This window comes from Bradyrhizobium sp. JHI2711, from assembly GCF_056156565.1.
Genome location: NZ_JBPZPT010000002.1, coordinates 1,571,768 through 1,587,278, shown reverse-complemented (window position 1 = coordinate 1,587,278; position 15,511 = coordinate 1,571,768). Strand labels below are relative to the sequence as shown.

Below are 15,511 nucleotides of genomic sequence, written 5' to 3'. Positions count from 1 at the left end.
CTCATAAGATCGAGCGCCGCGAAAGCGGACATAGTCGGAGGTCCGAGTCGGGCCAACAGGAGAAGGACCTGCTATCATCCAGTCTATGACGCGAGCACATAAATGGATATCGACAACCGGCGGTCCCCACCTGCTGATCGCGGATGAACAACTTCCATACTGGCAGGGCATCGAGGGATGGCGCGATCATCTCGATCCTACCGACCAGAGCGACTATGCTCGCGCGTGCAGGGTAACCACCTGGCTCGGATCAATCCCTTGCCAAAAGGGAAGTGCGGTTGTGCTTTCTGGCGAAGCCGGTGACATGGCGTGGTATTCTGAAGGTCAAGCCGAGAGAGGCCTTCTCGTTCAATGGCTTGGGGTCGACGACGAACGGCTCATAGAGCCAGCCTTGTTCTCCCCACAGTTGCGGGACCGTCTGGAAAGTTCCAGTGCCGGACGGCTTGAATTTGAGACGGGTGCGTCCGGCGCAATGCGATTGATCGATGCGTCGGATCGAGGGACCAGTGTGCGCGGCGAGCATCAAGTCTTGACGCTGCGTCCCGGTCGCTATGTCGCAAGAGCCGCCGCCTATTGCTCCACGGGACTGACAATTGTTGTCCGTGAAATTCAGTGGATTAGTCCGCTATCGAACGATGTCAGCTAAGGGCCAGAAGCGGAAGTCTGAGTTGCGCCGGATCAGCTCTCGTTGCGACGTCGAAACAGTGTGCCGAAAAGCTCTTGGAGAGAATATCGCCGATAGCGGGCGCCGTATGAAAACCGCAGCCTTCGTTCCCGCTGCTTTGCGATTGCCATTCCGTGACGGAAATAGAGAGCGATTGTCGCGAGAATGGCGATAACACCAATGATCCAGTGTCCGGACCAGAACAGTGCTATGCTAAAGAGCCAAACGACGAAACCCGCAACCAGCCAAAGAAACCAATAGCCAATGTACGAGGGATAATCCGGCATTTTGTTTATCGGCATAATCCTCACCCCTCGTCACCGCGACGAGTTGCAATGCCCACCAACTTAGCTCTAGCAGTCAAACTATATGCCCACGAAATGGGTAAATTTCTATACGTTGAGCCGCGAACCACCATACCATTTTTTCTGTTGCCGTAGCCGCCGCAGGCACGTCCGCAATGGGTCATAAGCGGTCCTCGGCGGCCATTGTCGCGAAGGTCAGCTTCGGAGCCTAATGCTTGGTAGGACCAGCACGGATGGTAGACATCGCGTTCTTGAGCTCATCGAATCCGTGATTTAGCACGATCAGGCTGCAGACCGCCCCCGCCCCAACAATCCAACAGGTGAGGAAAATGGCAGAATGCCGCACCGTTATTCCGGCGAACATGGCCAAGGGGTTCAATAACCAGAAACGGCCACCAGAGGCGCGCGATCGCTCAATCATTTGGAAGTTTGCCCACGCGGCGCCAACGAAGGCCGCGACGAATATGGCAATCAAAGCGTAATTGAGAATTGAGACAAACAAGGTTGCGTCCGCTATAGGAACAACCTGTTTTGCGATACACCAGCTCGGTCGTCAATGCTCAGTTGCCCGTTCATCAAGTGGAAGCGCTCGAAGGTCCGCATCGGATCAAAAGACCCGACATCCGAGCTTAATGAGTACACGTCCGAGCGCCTCGTCCTTCGAGACGGCTGCTTCGCAGCCTCCTCAGGATGAGGCTCAGCGGCATTTATGCCTTCTGAAACTGCTGCCGCGTACTCCCCCTCATCCTGAGGGCCCGCGAGCGGCGGGCGTCTCGAAGGATGGCCGCAGAGAACGACCTCCCTGCGCTTGAACACTTGGGGCGAATGGTTAGTTTGGGGGAAGGCGAATCGCCTCATTCGCCGCTCCCTCAAGACAGACATGGCCACTTTCACCCCGCATCAGGATGCTGCGCTCAAGGCCGTCGGCGACTGGCTCAAGGCCAAGCCGGGACGGGGCGGCACGCCGCCGGTGTTCCGCCTGTTCGGCTTTGCCGGCACCGGCAAGACCACGTTGGCGCGGCACATCGCCGAGGGCGTCGACGGCGAGGTGAAGTTCGCCGCCTTCACGGGCAAGGCGGCGCTGGTCATGCGCAACAAGGGCTGCGACGGCGCCTCCACCATCCATTCGCTGATCTACCGCGCCCGCGAATCCGGCGAGGAGCAGCCGAGTTTTGAGCTGTGGGACGATGCGCCGGCTTCAAAAGCCAAGCTGATCGTGATCGACGAATGCTCGATGGTCGACGCCGAACTGGGCCGCGACCTGATGTCGTTCGACTGTCCGCTGCTCGTGCTCGGCGATCCCGCGCAGCTGCCGCCGATCCAGGGCGGCGGCTTCTTCACCAATTCAGAGCCGGACGCGATGCTGACTGAGGTGCATCGCCAGGCCCAGGACGATCCAATCGTGCGGATGTCGATGGACGTGCGCGAGGGACGCGAGCTCGACATCGGTCGCTACGGCGAGAGCGAGGTGGTCGCGCGCAAGGAGCTCGACCCCGATCGCGTCATGGGCGCCGACCAGATCCTGGTCGGCCGCAACAACACGCGCCGCGCCTACAACATGCGGGTGCGCCAGCGCCAGAACATCGAGGACCAGTTTCCCGTCGCCGGCGACAAGCTGGTGTGCCTGCGCAACAACCGCAAGAAGGGCCTGTTCAACGGCGGCCTGTGGCGCGTGAAGTCGCGCAACACCTCGCGCTCGAAATCGCGCATCCTCTCGATGCGGCTGTCGCCGGACGAGGATTTCGGCCACAAGGTGACCAAGGTCTCGGTGCGCGCCGATTGCTTCGAGGGCGGCGTCGAGCAGATCGCCTGGGAGCAGCGCAAGCCCTATGATGAGTTCGACTACGGCTATGTGCTGACCGTGCACAAATCGCAGGGCTCGCAATGGGACGACGTCGTGCTGTTCGACGAGAGCTTTGCGTTCCAGGATTCGCGGGCGCGGTGGCTCTATACGGGCATCACGCGCGCGGCGAAACGGTTGAGTATCGTCGTTTAAGGCGCCGCTCTCGTAGGGTGGGCAAAGCGCAGCGTGCCCACGCACTATTGCTTATGGAAAAGGATCGTGGGCACGGCGCGTTGCGCCTTTGCCTACCCTACGGCACCGCAGATGAGGCGCGAGTCTTCTCCTCACTTCCCCGCCACGAAATAGAAATCCTCCCGCCCTGGCGGCGACCCGTACGTGAACGGCTGCTGCTCGTGCCTGGTCGCGGCCCAGACGTCGTCGCGGATGATGTCGAACAATTTTCGGATCTCGACCTTCGGCTGCTTGATCTCGCGGGCGAGCGCGGTGGCGAACGGGCTGTTGGGGCTACCATCGCCGTCCATCGCGGTCTGGCCGTGCTTGGCGGCGTAGACGACCATGAAGCCCGCACCGGGCTCGATGTTGGAAAAGCCCTTCTCGACCAGCTTCAGCGACAGCGTGCGTTGCATGGCGGGCGCGAACGGATTGTCGCGGCAGGCATCGAGGACCACGAGACGCACTTTTCGCGCCGCGCCGACTGCGGCGATCACCTGCTCGAGCGCGACGGCCTCGGTCTCGGCGTCCTTGTCGGCGGTGAGCCTGGCGTCGACCGGAACGAGATAGTTCACCCCGCCGATCTCGAAACCGTGGCCGGCATAATACACCATGGCCCAATCGGCCGTTTCCGCTTCCTCGGCGAAGGCCTTCAGGGTCTGGAAGAACGCATCGCGGGTGAGGTCCCTGGTGTCCATCACGGCCTGGAAGCCGAGGTCGCGCAGCACGCCCGCGATCAGCTTCGAATCGCGCGGCGGATTCGGCAACGCATGGACGTTCTTGTAGGCGCCGTTGCCGACCACCAGCGCGACGCGACGGCCGGTCGTCGCGCTCGCCGCCTCCTTCGGCGTCAGGGCGGCGAGCCGCTCCTGCGCGATGGCGCGGGCGCGCGCAACCTCCGGCTCGTCGAACCTCGTCAGCGAATAGGCGGCGGCGCGATAATCGGCGCGGGCCTGCGCGAGATCCTTCCTGCGCTCGTAGATCTGGCCGCGGCCGGAATGGGCACGGACATTGTTCGGATTGATCTGGATGACCGTGTTGTAATCCTTCAGCGCGGCGTCGAGATCGCCCTTCATCATGTTGACGTCGGCGCGGTTGTTGATCGCAAACGCGTTCCTGGGCTGCTTTTCGATCAGGCCATTGCAATCGGCCAGGGCGCGGTCGAACTTGCCCATCATGCCGTAGGTGACGCAGCGGTTGCCGGCGATCTGCGGCGCAGCCGCATCAATCTTCTCGGCCTCGGCGAAATCGGCGATGGCGCCGTCGAAATCCTTCATCAGCGTGCGCGCGCGGGCGCGATTGGTCCAGGCGAGCAGGAATTTCGGCGTGTACTTGATCGACAGGCTGAAATCGTCGATCGCGCTCTGCAACGCACCGCGGCGCGCGTGGATGACGCCGCGGTTGTTGTAGGGAACGCCATAGGCCGGGCGCTTCCGGAGCGCGAGGTTGTAGTCGGCCATCGCGAGATCCTCCTGCCCGCTGCGCTCATAGGCGAGGCCGCGCAGGTTGAGCGCGACGACGTTGTCGGGATCGAGGTCGATGGCGATGGACAGCGTCTCGATCGCGTGGACATGGTCGCGCTTGTTGAGCAGGACATTGCCGCGTGCGGACAGGGCGATCGCCTTGTCCTTGGCGGTGAGACGGTCGGTGCTCAGCAGGTTCTCGCAGGCGGCGGCGCGGGCCTGCAGCTCGGCCTGGCGGTCGCGGCACAAAGCGAGATCGTCGCCGGGTCGGGGCTCGGCCGTGGCAATGCAAGTGCCGGCGGCGAGGACGGCCAGGATCAGGACTACGACGCGCAGCATGTTGTCAGGCTAGCTCCAGCCACCATTTGGTCGATCACCGATCGCGCCGGTTCATCTAGCGCGGAGTTCCGCATGCCGCCAAGCCGGCCCGTCGCAGCGTCAGCCGCGTCCTCACGGTCTCGTGTCCGCCCCGGCGTAACATTCTGCGGTACGGCCCGTATCTCGGATGATGCGAAAACGCGGCCGGGCAGGCTGTTCGCCCGGTCACGTCCGCCCTAGACTGTCAGCCCTCGCGAAAGAGGGATTGCCGAAAGAGGATTGCCATGCGCCGAACCGCCCTCGCCACCCTGCTCGCCGCAACCACCGCCCTGACGCTGGCTTTCTTGATGCCGTCCCGGGCCGCGGAGGAGGCGGTCGTGATCCCAGCCCCTACATTGGACGCGGCGCCCGCGAGCGGCGTCCAGACCGCCGTGCTCGCCGGCGGCTGCTTCTGGGGCGTGCAAGGCGTCTTCCAGCACACCGCAGGCGTGGTCAACGCGGTCTCCGGCTATGCCGGCGGCACCAAGGCGACCGCCGATTACAAGACCGTGTCGAGCGGCCGCTCCGGCCATGCCGAGGTGGTCGAGATCAAGTACGACCCGAAGAAGATCTCCTACGGCAAGATCCTGCAGATCTACTTCTCGGTGGTGCACGACCCGACTCAGCTCAACCGCCAGGGTCCCGACGTCGGCCCGCAATATCGCTCGGCCATCTTCACCACGTCGGACGAGCAGAAGAAGGTCGCGGAGGCCTATATTGCCCAGCTCAACGGCGCCAAGGTGTTCAACAAGCCGATCGTGACCAGGGTCGGCGCGCTGGAGGCGTTCTACCCGGCGGAGGCCTATCACCAGGACTATATGACGTTGCACCCGAACCAGCCCTACATCGCCTTCAACGACATCCCGAAGGTCGAGAACCTGAAAAAGCTGTTCGCGGATAACTACATCGAGAAGCCGACGCTGGTGAATGCCGGCAAGGCCACCAACTGATCGCGAGATCCCAAAGCAACGGGAGACCCATGCCCGACACCAAAACGAAAGCGACCGACGACAAGGTCATCAAGAGTGAAGAGCAGTGGCGGCGCGAGCTGACGCCGATGCAATACGCCGTGCTGCGCGAGAAGGCGACCGAGCGTCCCTTCTCGGGCGAATATGAGCACGACCACCGTACCGGCACCTATGTCTGTGCCGGCTGCGGCAATGTGCTGTTCGAGTCGGATGCCAAGTTCGATTCCGGCTGCGGCTGGCCGAGCTTCACCCAGCCCGCGGTCGAGAGCCACATCGACGAGGAGCGGGACACCAGCCACGGCATGATCCGCACCGAGGTGCTCTGCTCCAAATGCAGCGGCCATCTCGGCCACGTCTTCCCCGACGGCCCCGGGCCGACCGGCCTGCGCTACTGCATCAATTCCGCGGCCCTGAAGCTCGAGCCCAAATAACCCAAGCCCGCCGTCGGGTTCCCCCGTGGAACCCGGCGGCGCGATGTGCTTTTCTGCTCTGGCGGTGCGGCCGATCATCGCATTTCGGTGGCCGCCAGGGAGGATGCCATGGCGCTTGGGACCATCCTGATCATCCTGGTGATCATCTATCTCGTCGGCGGCCTGTCCGGCCGGTTCGGCGGCTACGGCTATGGCCTTGGCCATTCCGGCATCGGGATCGGCGGGGTCGTGCTGGTGATCCTGGTCGTGCTGCTGCTTCTTGGCAAAGTTTAAGTCACATAAGCCTTTGAGATATCGATAGGTTTCGTCTCCGCGGGGCTGCCATGCGCTGATTCATCATCTCGCATCGCGGGGGTCGCATTTTTGTCAAATCGGCCTATATTAGAGGGCGACAATGACATGCGGCGGGCCCGCTCGATTGCGGCCCCTGCCCTCCCCAACCCCACGCGCTTAAAGCCCCAGAGAAGATCACGAGGTCTTTGACCATGCGTCCACTGCGTCCGTTCAACTTCAACACCTCCGCCGAGCTCTTCCCCGCCGCCATCCGCAAGAAGAAGCGCGCGGGCTTCACCTATCGGCGGTTCGGCACTGCGGCCGAGGCCGTGCAGTTCGCGATGGAGCAGTTGCCGACGGACTCGCTGAATGGCGCCTATCTCCAGGTCGAGGAAGCGCGCTTCGACCAGAACGGCATCCGCTCGCTGTACGAGAGCGATGCCTTCCCGCTGCCCCGCCGGCCCAAGCCGGCCTCGGCCGCGGAGGCCGACGCCGACGCGGCGTAAGCTAACAAAGTTCGATGTGCGCAGAAGGCGCGATGGCCGAAAGGTCGTCGCGCCTTTTGTGTTTTGGGGGCTTTCTCACCCGCTATCTCTCATCCGTCATTGCGAGCGCAGCGAAGCAATCCAGCGTCCCTCCGCGGAAAGATTCTGGATTGCTTCGCTGCGCTCGCAATGACGACGCAGGGAGATCAAGCGCATTGTCGACCAGTCGGACTCGCGGCGAGCGCTCTCAGCCAGGCTACATCCGCGGCTGCTTTTCCAGCCAGCGCTGGAGCAGGCGGACGTTGCGCGTGTTGGCGCGGAACATGACGTCGAAGGCGTCGCCCGCGAACGGGACGAGGCCGACCACGCCGTCAACCGCGACATTGCCGAGCATGCGCGCCGTGATGTGCCAGGGCGCGCCCAGCGCGCGGGCTTCGCGCACCAGCCACAGCGAGATCGCGGTGGTGATGACGTCGCCGACGACGGGAATCAATCCGATCAGCCCGTCGATGCCGTAGCGGATGTTGGTGCCGGGCAGGATGAAGGCGACGTCGAGCAGCTTGGCGATCGCCTCGAGCCGCGCGATCCGCTGCTCGCGCGTCAGATTGCCGAACGGGCTGCCTTGACCGAACTCGAAACGAAACTCGCGAAATCCCTGCTCCAGGCTTTCCGGCCTGATCTCGTGGCCGTCCTGGTCGATGATCGGGCCGCGCGCCTCGTCGCGCGAAAAGCGCGCATGCGAGCCGCTCCCGGAACGGGATTTGCGCGGAGCGAGGATGTCGTCGTCTTGCATGGCCATGGCCTTCAGTGAACGCGCCAGCGCGGCGGAGGTTGCGGCCGCGCCCGAACGCCGCGCGTCAGGTCGGCACCGGCGCGGCTTGCGGCTCCTCGACGTAGCGATGCACCAGCCAGGATGAAATCACCGCCGGCACGAAACCGACGAGCCCGTACAGGATGAACTGCACCGCGCCCGAATCCGGCCCGCGCGAGCTGTGGGTGAGCGAGGCCAGAGCGAAGGCGAACAGGCCGACCAGGAGCATCCGCAAGACCGGCCCAATCCGGCGGATGTGGATCAGGATGTCATCGACTGCGCCGATCATCAGCGCAGGCAAGAACCCGAACAGGTAGCTGTATTGGAGCGTCTTGAAGAACACCGCGAACAGCTTGCCAACCTCGCCGAGGTTGGTCTGGGCCCAATAGCCGGACTGGTAGGTCGTCGTCAGCAGCAGCAGGAACCCGCCGATGAATGGGACGACCAGCGCAAATACCAGATAGCGTTTCATCAAGCACCTCACACTCTGCAGGCGTTATAGCAGCGCAGCGGGAACCTTGAACAGCGGGCGCCGGGCTCCTTGAGGGGAACAAGTGGCAAGGCGATGAGTTCATGCTGGACCTGAATTGACCCCTGGCAGACTGGAGCCGCCGATGGCCCGCAAATTTCTCCTGGCGACGATCGCGCTGGCGGCCCTGAGCAGCCTGCCGACGGCACCCGCGCTGGCCCAAGGCCATATGGGCACGCCGCAGGAGCGGCAGGCTTGCACGCGCGATGCCCAGCGCTTCTGCCGCAAGGACCTCGGCAATGACGGCGCGGTGCAGAGCTGCCTGCAAGCCAACCGGGCCAAGCTGTCGAAGTCCTGCAGCAAGGTGTTTCAGAGCCACGGCATGTGAGGACGGACCCATACCCGCGAACGGAGAGTGACGCCATGTTGCACGACGAAGAGCTCTCGATCCTGCGGGACATCAGCCAATCCGTTGCCTTTGCCGACGACCCGCAGGGCAAGATGGGGCAATTGATCGCCGACGGCTACGTGATGAAAGACGGCGATCTGTTCGAACTGACGCCCAAGGGCGTTACCGCTGTCGAGGAGCACGCCGCCGCTCTCGGCGCGAGCGATGAGGAACAAGCGTCTCCGATCGGCTGATCTGATCGCGCGACGTGACTGGCGTGCAACAATTGCGAATTCCTTTGTGCCGGCCATTGCGGGCGCGTGACAATGGCGCATACTTCGCTCGGGCGGCGCAGCACTTTCGATTCGAGCATCAAGAAGTCGAGCGACCACACGCGGGATCGAAGCTCCCGACGTGAAGGCTGCGACATGCGGCAGATCAAGCCGCGTGCGGCGCCCCAAAACCAAGCGGCTCAAGCCTTAAGGGAACTCGGGGATCCATTCCACATGACACGCCTTCAGACCATCGCTTCGCTCTTCGCAGTCGCCACCACCTTCGCTCTGCAGACCTCACCCAGTCTCGCCTTCACGCAAGAAGCCCAGCAGATGTGCTCGGGTGACGCCATGCGGCTGTGCTCCAGCGAGATTCCCGACATCCCGCGGATCACCGCCTGCATGGTGCGGAACAAGGCGCAGGTCAGCCCCGGCTGCCGCGCCGTGATGGACCGCCAGCACGCCGCCGCCGCGGCATCGCGCAAGCGGGAAGCCGCGGCGCAGTAGTCCTCTCGGACGTCATTCCGGGGCGTGCGAAGCACGAGCCCGGAAATCCATCGGGCGGCATGTGACGCGGTGAAATGGATTCCGGGTTCGCGCTACGCGCGCCCCGGAATGACAGAAGAGCCTTAATCGCCCCACTGCGCGAAGGCGTCGTTGAAGGCGCGCTCGCCGGGGGCGCCCTTCTCGATGGCGATGATGGCACGGCGCTGGTTGGCGTAGACCAGCGGCACGTCGAACCAGGAGCGCTCCTTCAGGAGCTGGACGTTGCGGGCGCGGTCGGCGTCGACATTGGAGAGGCCGACCAGGAAGAAGCCGTCGGTGACCTTGACCGCGAGGCCGGCGAGCGGCGTGCCGCGGGCCTGCTCGTTCGACTTCATCAAGATGCCCGGCACGTTGGAGACGCTGCCGCCGGGGAAATCCTGCGGCAGGATGAAGGTCAGCTCCGCCGTGTGGCTCGCCGGCAACGAGGAATCGGTGTTGCGGCGGAACGACATCGTCATCTTGAATTTGCGGTCGGGAATCTCGATGTCGGCGCGCACGGCGACGTCGGCCTTCTGGTTGCCCGAGGCCTTGATCGGCTCGAGCCGCCACACCACCGAGCCGACATATTGCTTGCCCTTCGGATCGGACGGATCCTCGTCGTAGAGCACGACCTTCTGCGCCACCGGCGCGACCGGCTGGTCCGCCGAGGGCTGACCGACGCGATCGGGAATCTTGGGCTTGCTCTGCGGCTGCGCCGGGGTCGGCGTATCCGCAACTTGCGTCGCGGACGGCTTGAGAAAGCCGTTGACGATCTGGACCAGTTGCTTGCCCCAGAGGATGCCGGCGCCGACCAGGATGAGCACGATGCCGACGGCAATCGCGCTCTTGAACGGAAAAGCGGAGCCGGTGCGGGCGCGCTTCTTGACGTCGCGATCGGGGGCGATGCGCGGACGCGGCGACGACGGCTGCGGCGTGTAGCGCTCGGCCTCCTCGATCGACTCGTCGTAGGAATAGGGCGCTTCGGTCTCGCCGGCGCGGTTTTCCAGGCTCGGCTCCAGCCGGTCGAATTCCGGCGAGGGCGAGGGCACGTTGGCGTAGGTGCGGCGCGCGGCGCGGCTGGCCTGCGCGGCGGCACCGCCGAGATCGTTGGCGTCGGCCGTGATGTCGCGGAAGCCGCGCACGCCGGGTGAGGACGGCAGCGGCGGCGGGGGGCCGACGTCGGGCGGACGCCGCCCACCCTGGCGATCGCGGCCGGCCGGCGGCTCCGGCGGCGGGGCGGCGGGGCCAGGTGGGCGCGGGGCGTCGAAACGGGGCGCGCGCGGCGGCCGCGGGGCCTCGCCTTGATCATCAACGTTGAAGGACGGGCGGTCGGCGCGCGGCGGCGTCGGGGCCGGACGCGTGCGCGGCGGCACTGCTGCCGGGTTGGCCTCGGTGGCACGGGTGCTGGCGCGGCGGAAGGCATCGCCACTCGAGCCGGAGCGGGCGGCGCCACCGGGACGCGAGGCCTCGCGGGCCCGCTGGGCGGCCTCCGATTCGACCTTGCGGACGGCCTCCTCCAGCGACAGCCGTTCCCGGGTGATCTCGGATTCGGAGAGCGGCGGCTGCACGCTGCGCAGCTGCGCGATCAGGGCCGTGCGCGCCCGCTCATAGAGCGCGCGACGGCTTTCGCCGGGAGCGTTGGGGTCCAGGGCGGCAATAGCGCGGGCGATCAGCGGATAGTAATCAGCCATTTCTACTCAACTATACGCGCGTCCCGGTAAGATATCGTTAAGCCTCAAACGGATTTTGCACCAGGATAGTATCTTCGCGTTCCGGGCTGGTGGAAAGCAGCGCGACCGGACATCCCACCAATTCCTCGATCCGCCGGACATATTTGATGGCCTGCGCCGGCAGGTCGGCCCAGGACCGCGCATTGGCGGTCGGCTCCTTCCAGCCCTCGATGGTCTCGTAGATCGGCTCGACCCGGCTTTGCGCGCCCTCGCCGGCCGGGAAATGGTCGATCTCCTTGCCGTCGAGCCTGTAGCCGGTGCAGACCTCGATCGAATCGAAGCCGTCGAGGATGTCGAGCTTGGTCAGCGCCAGGCCATTGATGCCGCAGGTCCGGACCGCCTGGCGGACCAGCACGGCGTCGAACCAGCCGCAGCGGCGCGGACGGCCGGTATTGGTGCCGAACTCGCGGCCGCGCTCGCCGATCTTGCGGCCGATCTCGTTGTCCTGCTCGGTCGGGAACGGGCCCTGGCCGACGCGGGTCGTGTAGGCCTTGCACAGGCCGAGCACGTAGCCGACCGCGCCCGGCCCGAGGCCGGCGCCGGTCGCGGCCTGCGCCGCCACCGTGTTGGACGAGGTGACGTAGGGATAGGTGCCGTGGTCGACGTCGAGCAGCGCGCCTTGCGCGCCCTCGAACAACATGCGCTTGCCGGCGCGCCGCTCGATATCGAGCAGCCGCCAGACCGTCTCGGCATAGGGCAGCAGCTGCGGCGCCATCGCCATCAGCTCCTTCAGGATCACCGCGCCGTCGAATTCCGGCAGGTTGAGGCCGCGGCGCAGCGCGTTGTGGTGCGCCAGCAGGCGGTCGATCTTGTGTGGCAGCGTCTGATGATCGGCCAGATCCATCAGGCGGATGGCACGGCGGCCGACCTTGTCTTCATAGGCCGGCCCGATGCCGCGGCGGGTGGTGCCGATCGCGGTGGCGGCGCTGGCGGATTCGCGGTGCGCGTCGAGCTCGCGGTGCAGCGGCAGGATCAACGTGACGTTTTCCGCGACACGCAGGTTGTCGGGGCCGACATCGACGCCCTGCGACCTGAGCCTGGCGACCTCGTCGAGGAAAGCGGCGGGATCGAACACGACGCCGTTGCCGATCACCGACAGCTTGCCCTCGCGCAGCACGCCGGAGGGCAGCAGCGCGAGCTTGTAGGTCTTGCCGTTGATCACCAGCGTGTGGCCGGCATTGTGGCCGCCCTGGAAGCGGACGACGATATCCGCCTGCTCCGACAACCAGTCGACGATCTTGCCCTTCCCTTCGTCGCCCCACTGGGCGCCGACGACGACAACATTGGCCATTCGCGGGTAATCCTGTTCAATCTGTCTCTAGAAGGCATGATCCTCGCGGAAAACCGGTGCCCACTCTTCCGGGATCACGCCTGCGCCCAGCCCAATCGGCAGCCGGAGCCGCCCGCACGCAAGGCAGCCAACCGGATAAAGGAAGCAGCCCTTCTAGGCAAGCAAGAACGGGGCTTTTTCGGGGTCCAACGTCCGGTCCAAGCCCTTGATATCCGCGGAAAATCCCGAACCCTGGCGGGCCGGCGCAACAGCTTCGACCAAAGCGGGAGAGGCCGCCTTCGCCGCCAGCATGGTCGCGATGCGCCCGTCCCCGTTGATGCAACCTCGATTTCCGTGTCTTTGGACCTGCCGGGTGATTAGCCGGCCCGGACCTCGCCGGGCCGGAGGGCTCGGCGTACTCGACGCGGGGCTCAACCATCACAATGTCCGCCACCGGCCAGACCACGCCCGCGGAAACATCCGGCCACAGCTGGATCGCCAACCAGCCTTACCTGCTGCTCAGCATCACCGCGCTGTGCTGGGCCGGCAACGCGATTGTCGGTAGGCTCGCGGCCGGCCACATTCCGCCGGTGACTCTGTCGTTCCTGCGCTGGTTCTTTGCCTTCCTGCTGGTGCTGCCGTTCGCCTTCAAGCACCTCGTGCAGGACTGGCCGGCGATCCGCGGCAAGCTCGGCCTGATGGTCACGCTCTCGGTCACCGGCATCGGCGCCTTCAACACGCTGCAATATTGGGCCCTGGAGCACACCCAGGCGCTCAACACGCTGCTGCTGCAGTCGGCCGCGCCGCTGCTTGTGGCGCTGTGGTCGCTGGTCATCCTCGGCATTCGTCTCACCGCCGCGCAGGCCTTCGGCGTGCTGCTGTCGATGTGCGGCGTGCTGACCATCCTGCTGCACGGCGATTTCACCACGCTGTCGAGCATCGACTTCAACAAGGGCGACCTGATCTTCCTGCTCGCGCTCCTGATCTTCGCGCTCTATTCGGTGCTGTCACTGAGGCGGCCGCCGATGCACGGCCTCTCGTTCCTCGCCTTCACCTTCGGCTGCGGCGCCGCCTGTCTCATTCCGCTGGAGATCTGGGAACTGTCCGCTCGCCCGGTGATGAAGCTCGACGGGCCGAACCTCCTGACGCTGTTCTACGTCGCCGTCTTTCCCTCGACGCTCGCCTATCTCTGCTTCAATCGCGGCGTGCGCCTGATCGGCGCCAACCGCGCCGCACCGTTCTTCCACGTCGTGCCGGTGTTCGGCTCGATCATGGCGATGGCGTTTCTGGGCGAGCACCCGCAGGCGTTCCACTTCATCGGTTTCGCATTGGTGCTGGCGGGCGTGTTCGCGGCGTCGCGAAAGCAGGCAAGTTAGGCGGCTTCATCGAAGCGCTCGCTGCACCTCCCTTCTCCTCTTGTGGGAGAAGGTGGCGCGAAGCGCCGGATGAGGGGTTGTCTCCGCGCATTCAATTGGGAGTGGATTCGCGGAGAGAGACCCCTCACCCGTCTCGCCGCTACGCGGCGAGCCACCCTCTCCCACAAGGGGAGAGGGGAAAAGTGCACGCGCTGCTACTTCGTCTTGAACTTGCTGTAGGCCTCGCTCGTCGCAATGATCACGTGCTCGGCGCAGCCGTTGACGCGATGCGGATCGGCTTCGCGCTCGTAGGCTTGCGAGGTCATCATGTCGAGAAAGGCCGAGACGGACGGGTAATGGACCAGCGCGACGAAGTCCCAATCGTTGCCTGCGTGCGGACCGAGTGCGACTGTCTTGGCTTCACCGGTCCAGAGCAGCGTGCCGCCGCGCGCCTTGATCATCGGCACCGTGATCGCGCTGTAGCGCAAGTATGCGTCCCAGCCCGACCCGTCGCCATCGAGCGAGCGCGCGTGGAAGCGCATCAGGTTCAGCATCACCACCGGCGCATTCGGATCGAGCCGCTCCAGGCCCTCGATGTTCAACATATTGACCGCCAATGGCACCTCCTCAAGGCTCGGCTGCATTGTAGCATTGCGGCGCTGTGACTTGTGCCATCGCGGCAATCGGGCGCAAGTTGTATCCAACGCCCATGACGACCGCTTCGCCCGCGCCACCGGCCGCCAATCCGGCCAGCTGGCTCAACAACCAGCCTTATCTGCTGCTCAGCCTGAGCTCGCTGTTCTGGGCCGGCAACATCGTGCTCGCGCGCCATGTCGGGGCGCATGTGCCGCCGCTGACGATCACCACGATCCGCTGGTTCGGCGTGTTCCTGATCCTGTTGCCGTTCGCCTGGCCGCATCTGAAGCGCGACTGGCCTGCGTTGCGCAAGAGCATGCCCCTGATGCTGTTCCTGTCGCTGGTCGGCTTTGCCTTCAACAACGCGATCTCGTACTGGGCGCTGCAATACACCGAGGCGCTGAATGCGCTGCTGATCCAGTCGGCGGGTCCGCTGTTCGTGGCGCTGTGGTCGCTGGTGCTGTTCGGCGTGCGGCTGACCGGCGCGCAACTCGGCGGCATCGCGATCTCGCTGCTCGGCGTGCTGATCATCATCCTGCGCGGCGACCTCGCGGCGCTGGCAAGCATCAGCTTCAACAGGGGCGACATCATGTTCGCCTCCTCGCTGGTGGCGTTCGGGCTCTACTCGGCCTTCATCCCGCGCCGGCCGAAGATCCACCAGCTCTCCTTCCTGTCCTTCACCACCTGCTGCGGCGCGACGATGCTGCTGCCGACGGCAATCTGGGAGGCGGCGAGCGGCCGCGTGCTGCAATTCGACGCGACCACGCTGGCGACACTGGGCTACATCCTGATCTTCCCCTCCACCCTCGCCTATCTCTTCTTCAACCGCGGCGTGGCGCTGATCGGGCCGAACCGGGCGGCGCCGTTCTTCCATTTGGTGCCGGTGTTCGGCTCGGCGCTGGCGATCGTGCTGCTGGGCGAGAAGCTCCAGCCGTTCCACCTGATCGGTTACGCCCTGGTGCTCGCCGGGGTCGTGCTTGCATCGCGCCGGGGCTCGGCGATGACATAATTCCGCGCGACGGACGCGGTCACGACCTATAGCCATCTTCCGATTCCCCTTTGGACAAGCTAGGTTCCCCGCAACCAAAAAGAGGG

General features: G+C 64.8%; 18 protein-coding genes. 11 read left to right on the top strand and 7 right to left on the bottom strand.

Annotation, left to right across the window (positions count from 1 at the left end; all coding sequences use genetic code 11):
• Window positions 1-85: 85 nt before the first annotated feature.
• Complete coding sequence (locus ACTEK7_RS20010; protein WP_225146485.1) at window positions 86-646, top strand: Imm21 family immunity protein; 561 nt, start codon at window positions 86-88, stop codon at window positions 644-646.
• A 531-nt stretch (window positions 647-1,177) separates the two neighbouring features.
• Here ACTEK7_RS20010 and ACTEK7_RS20005 read toward each other — a convergent pair.
• The gene (locus tag ACTEK7_RS20005) at window positions 1,178-1,471 is read right to left on the bottom strand and encodes a hypothetical protein (RefSeq protein WP_225146484.1); all 294 of its coding nucleotides are present in this window, start codon (window positions 1,469-1,471) and stop codon (window positions 1,178-1,180) included.
• Window positions 1,472-1,849: 378 nt separating this feature from the next.
• Here ACTEK7_RS20005 and ACTEK7_RS20000 point away from each other — a divergent pair, with 378 nt between their 5' ends.
• Window positions 1,850-2,965, top strand: a complete 1,116-nt coding sequence (locus ACTEK7_RS20000) for an ATP-dependent DNA helicase (protein WP_225146483.1) — start codon at window positions 1,850-1,852, stop codon at window positions 2,963-2,965.
• A 131-nt stretch (window positions 2,966-3,096) separates the two neighbouring features.
• On the opposite strand, the gene ACTEK7_RS19995 is transcribed toward ACTEK7_RS20000, so the two are convergent.
• On the bottom strand, window positions 3,097-4,785 hold the full coding sequence (locus ACTEK7_RS19995; RefSeq protein WP_225146482.1) for a caspase family protein: 1,689 nt from the start codon (window positions 4,783-4,785) through the stop codon (window positions 3,097-3,099).
• A 263-nt stretch (window positions 4,786-5,048) separates the two neighbouring features.
• Here ACTEK7_RS19995 and msrA point away from each other — a divergent pair, with 263 nt between their 5' ends.
• The 4 genes from msrA to ACTEK7_RS19975 all read left to right on the top strand — a co-directional run bounded on the left by msrA (window position 5,049) and on the right by ACTEK7_RS19975 (window position 6,981).
• Window positions 5,049-5,753 carry a peptide-methionine (S)-S-oxide reductase MsrA gene (msrA, locus tag ACTEK7_RS19990; RefSeq protein ID WP_225146481.1) on the top strand — a complete coding sequence of 235 codons (705 nt, stop codon included), beginning with the start codon at window positions 5,049-5,051 and terminating at the stop codon, window positions 5,751-5,753.
• 29 nt (window positions 5,754-5,782) lie between these two features.
• On the top strand, window positions 5,783-6,202 hold the full coding sequence (msrB, locus tag ACTEK7_RS19985) for a peptide-methionine (R)-S-oxide reductase MsrB (protein WP_225114802.1): 420 nt from the start codon (window positions 5,783-5,785) through the stop codon (window positions 6,200-6,202).
• A 108-nt stretch (window positions 6,203-6,310) separates the two neighbouring features.
• Window positions 6,311-6,475, top strand: a complete 165-nt coding sequence (locus ACTEK7_RS19980; protein ID WP_035998916.1) for a DUF3309 family protein — start codon at window positions 6,311-6,313, stop codon at window positions 6,473-6,475.
• Between the two features lie 212 nt (window positions 6,476-6,687).
• Window positions 6,688-6,981 (top strand): hypothetical protein, encoded by a 294-nt coding sequence (locus tag ACTEK7_RS19975; protein WP_225146480.1) that lies wholly within the window; start codon window positions 6,688-6,690, stop codon window positions 6,979-6,981.
• Between the two features lie 235 nt (window positions 6,982-7,216).
• Here ACTEK7_RS19975 and ACTEK7_RS19970 read toward each other — a convergent pair whose 3' ends face one another.
• Window positions 7,217-7,759 (bottom strand): DUF4112 domain-containing protein, encoded by a 543-nt coding sequence (locus tag ACTEK7_RS19970; protein WP_085972009.1) that lies wholly within the window; start codon window positions 7,757-7,759, stop codon window positions 7,217-7,219.
• Between the two features lie 58 nt (window positions 7,760-7,817).
• Entirely contained in the window at window positions 7,818-8,243 is a 426-nt protein-coding gene (locus ACTEK7_RS19965; RefSeq protein WP_035998913.1) for a DUF5413 family protein, read from the bottom strand.
• Window positions 8,244-8,385: 142 nt separating this feature from the next.
• Here ACTEK7_RS19965 and ACTEK7_RS19960 point away from each other — a divergent pair, with 142 nt between their 5' ends.
• The 3 genes from ACTEK7_RS19960 to ACTEK7_RS19950 all read left to right on the top strand — a co-directional run bounded on the left by ACTEK7_RS19960 (window position 8,386) and on the right by ACTEK7_RS19950 (window position 9,407).
• Window positions 8,386-8,628, top strand: a complete 243-nt coding sequence (locus ACTEK7_RS19960; protein ID WP_036022082.1) for a hypothetical protein — start codon at window positions 8,386-8,388, stop codon at window positions 8,626-8,628.
• 35 nt (window positions 8,629-8,663) lie between these two features.
• Complete coding sequence (locus ACTEK7_RS19955; protein ID WP_035998908.1) at window positions 8,664-8,882, top strand: PIN domain-containing protein; 219 nt, start codon at window positions 8,664-8,666, stop codon at window positions 8,880-8,882.
• Between the two features lie 252 nt (window positions 8,883-9,134).
• Window positions 9,135-9,407: a hypothetical protein gene (locus ACTEK7_RS19950; protein ID WP_035998968.1), complete on the top strand. Its 273-nt coding sequence runs from the start codon at window positions 9,135-9,137 to the stop codon at window positions 9,405-9,407.
• Between the two features lie 122 nt (window positions 9,408-9,529).
• Here the strand turns inward: ACTEK7_RS19950 and ACTEK7_RS19945 are convergent, their stop codons facing one another.
• Window positions 9,530-11,116, bottom strand: coding sequence for a hypothetical protein (locus ACTEK7_RS19945; protein ID WP_225146479.1), 1,587 nt, complete (start codon window positions 11,114-11,116; stop codon window positions 9,530-9,532).
• Window positions 11,117-11,153: 37 nt separating this feature from the next.
• Window positions 11,154-12,446, bottom strand: a complete 1,293-nt coding sequence (locus ACTEK7_RS19940) for an adenylosuccinate synthase (RefSeq protein ID WP_035998896.1) — start codon at window positions 12,444-12,446, stop codon at window positions 11,154-11,156.
• A 422-nt stretch (window positions 12,447-12,868) separates the two neighbouring features.
• Here ACTEK7_RS19940 and ACTEK7_RS19935 point away from each other — a divergent pair, with 422 nt between their 5' ends.
• Window positions 12,869-13,801 (top strand): DMT family transporter, encoded by a 933-nt coding sequence (locus ACTEK7_RS19935; RefSeq protein ID WP_035998893.1) that lies wholly within the window; start codon window positions 12,869-12,871, stop codon window positions 13,799-13,801.
• 194 nt (window positions 13,802-13,995) lie between these two features.
• Here the strand turns inward: ACTEK7_RS19935 and ACTEK7_RS19930 are convergent, their stop codons facing one another.
• The gene (locus ACTEK7_RS19930) at window positions 13,996-14,385 is read right to left on the bottom strand and encodes a DUF1330 domain-containing protein (RefSeq protein ID WP_225171473.1); all 390 of its coding nucleotides are present in this window, start codon (window positions 14,383-14,385) and stop codon (window positions 13,996-13,998) included.
• A gap of 104 nt (window positions 14,386-14,489) precedes the next feature.
• Between ACTEK7_RS19930 and ACTEK7_RS19925 the strand changes: the two genes are divergently transcribed.
• Window positions 14,490-15,425, top strand: a complete 936-nt coding sequence (locus ACTEK7_RS19925) for a DMT family transporter (protein ID WP_036022066.1) — start codon at window positions 14,490-14,492, stop codon at window positions 15,423-15,425.
• Window positions 15,426-15,511: the final 86 nt, after the last annotated feature.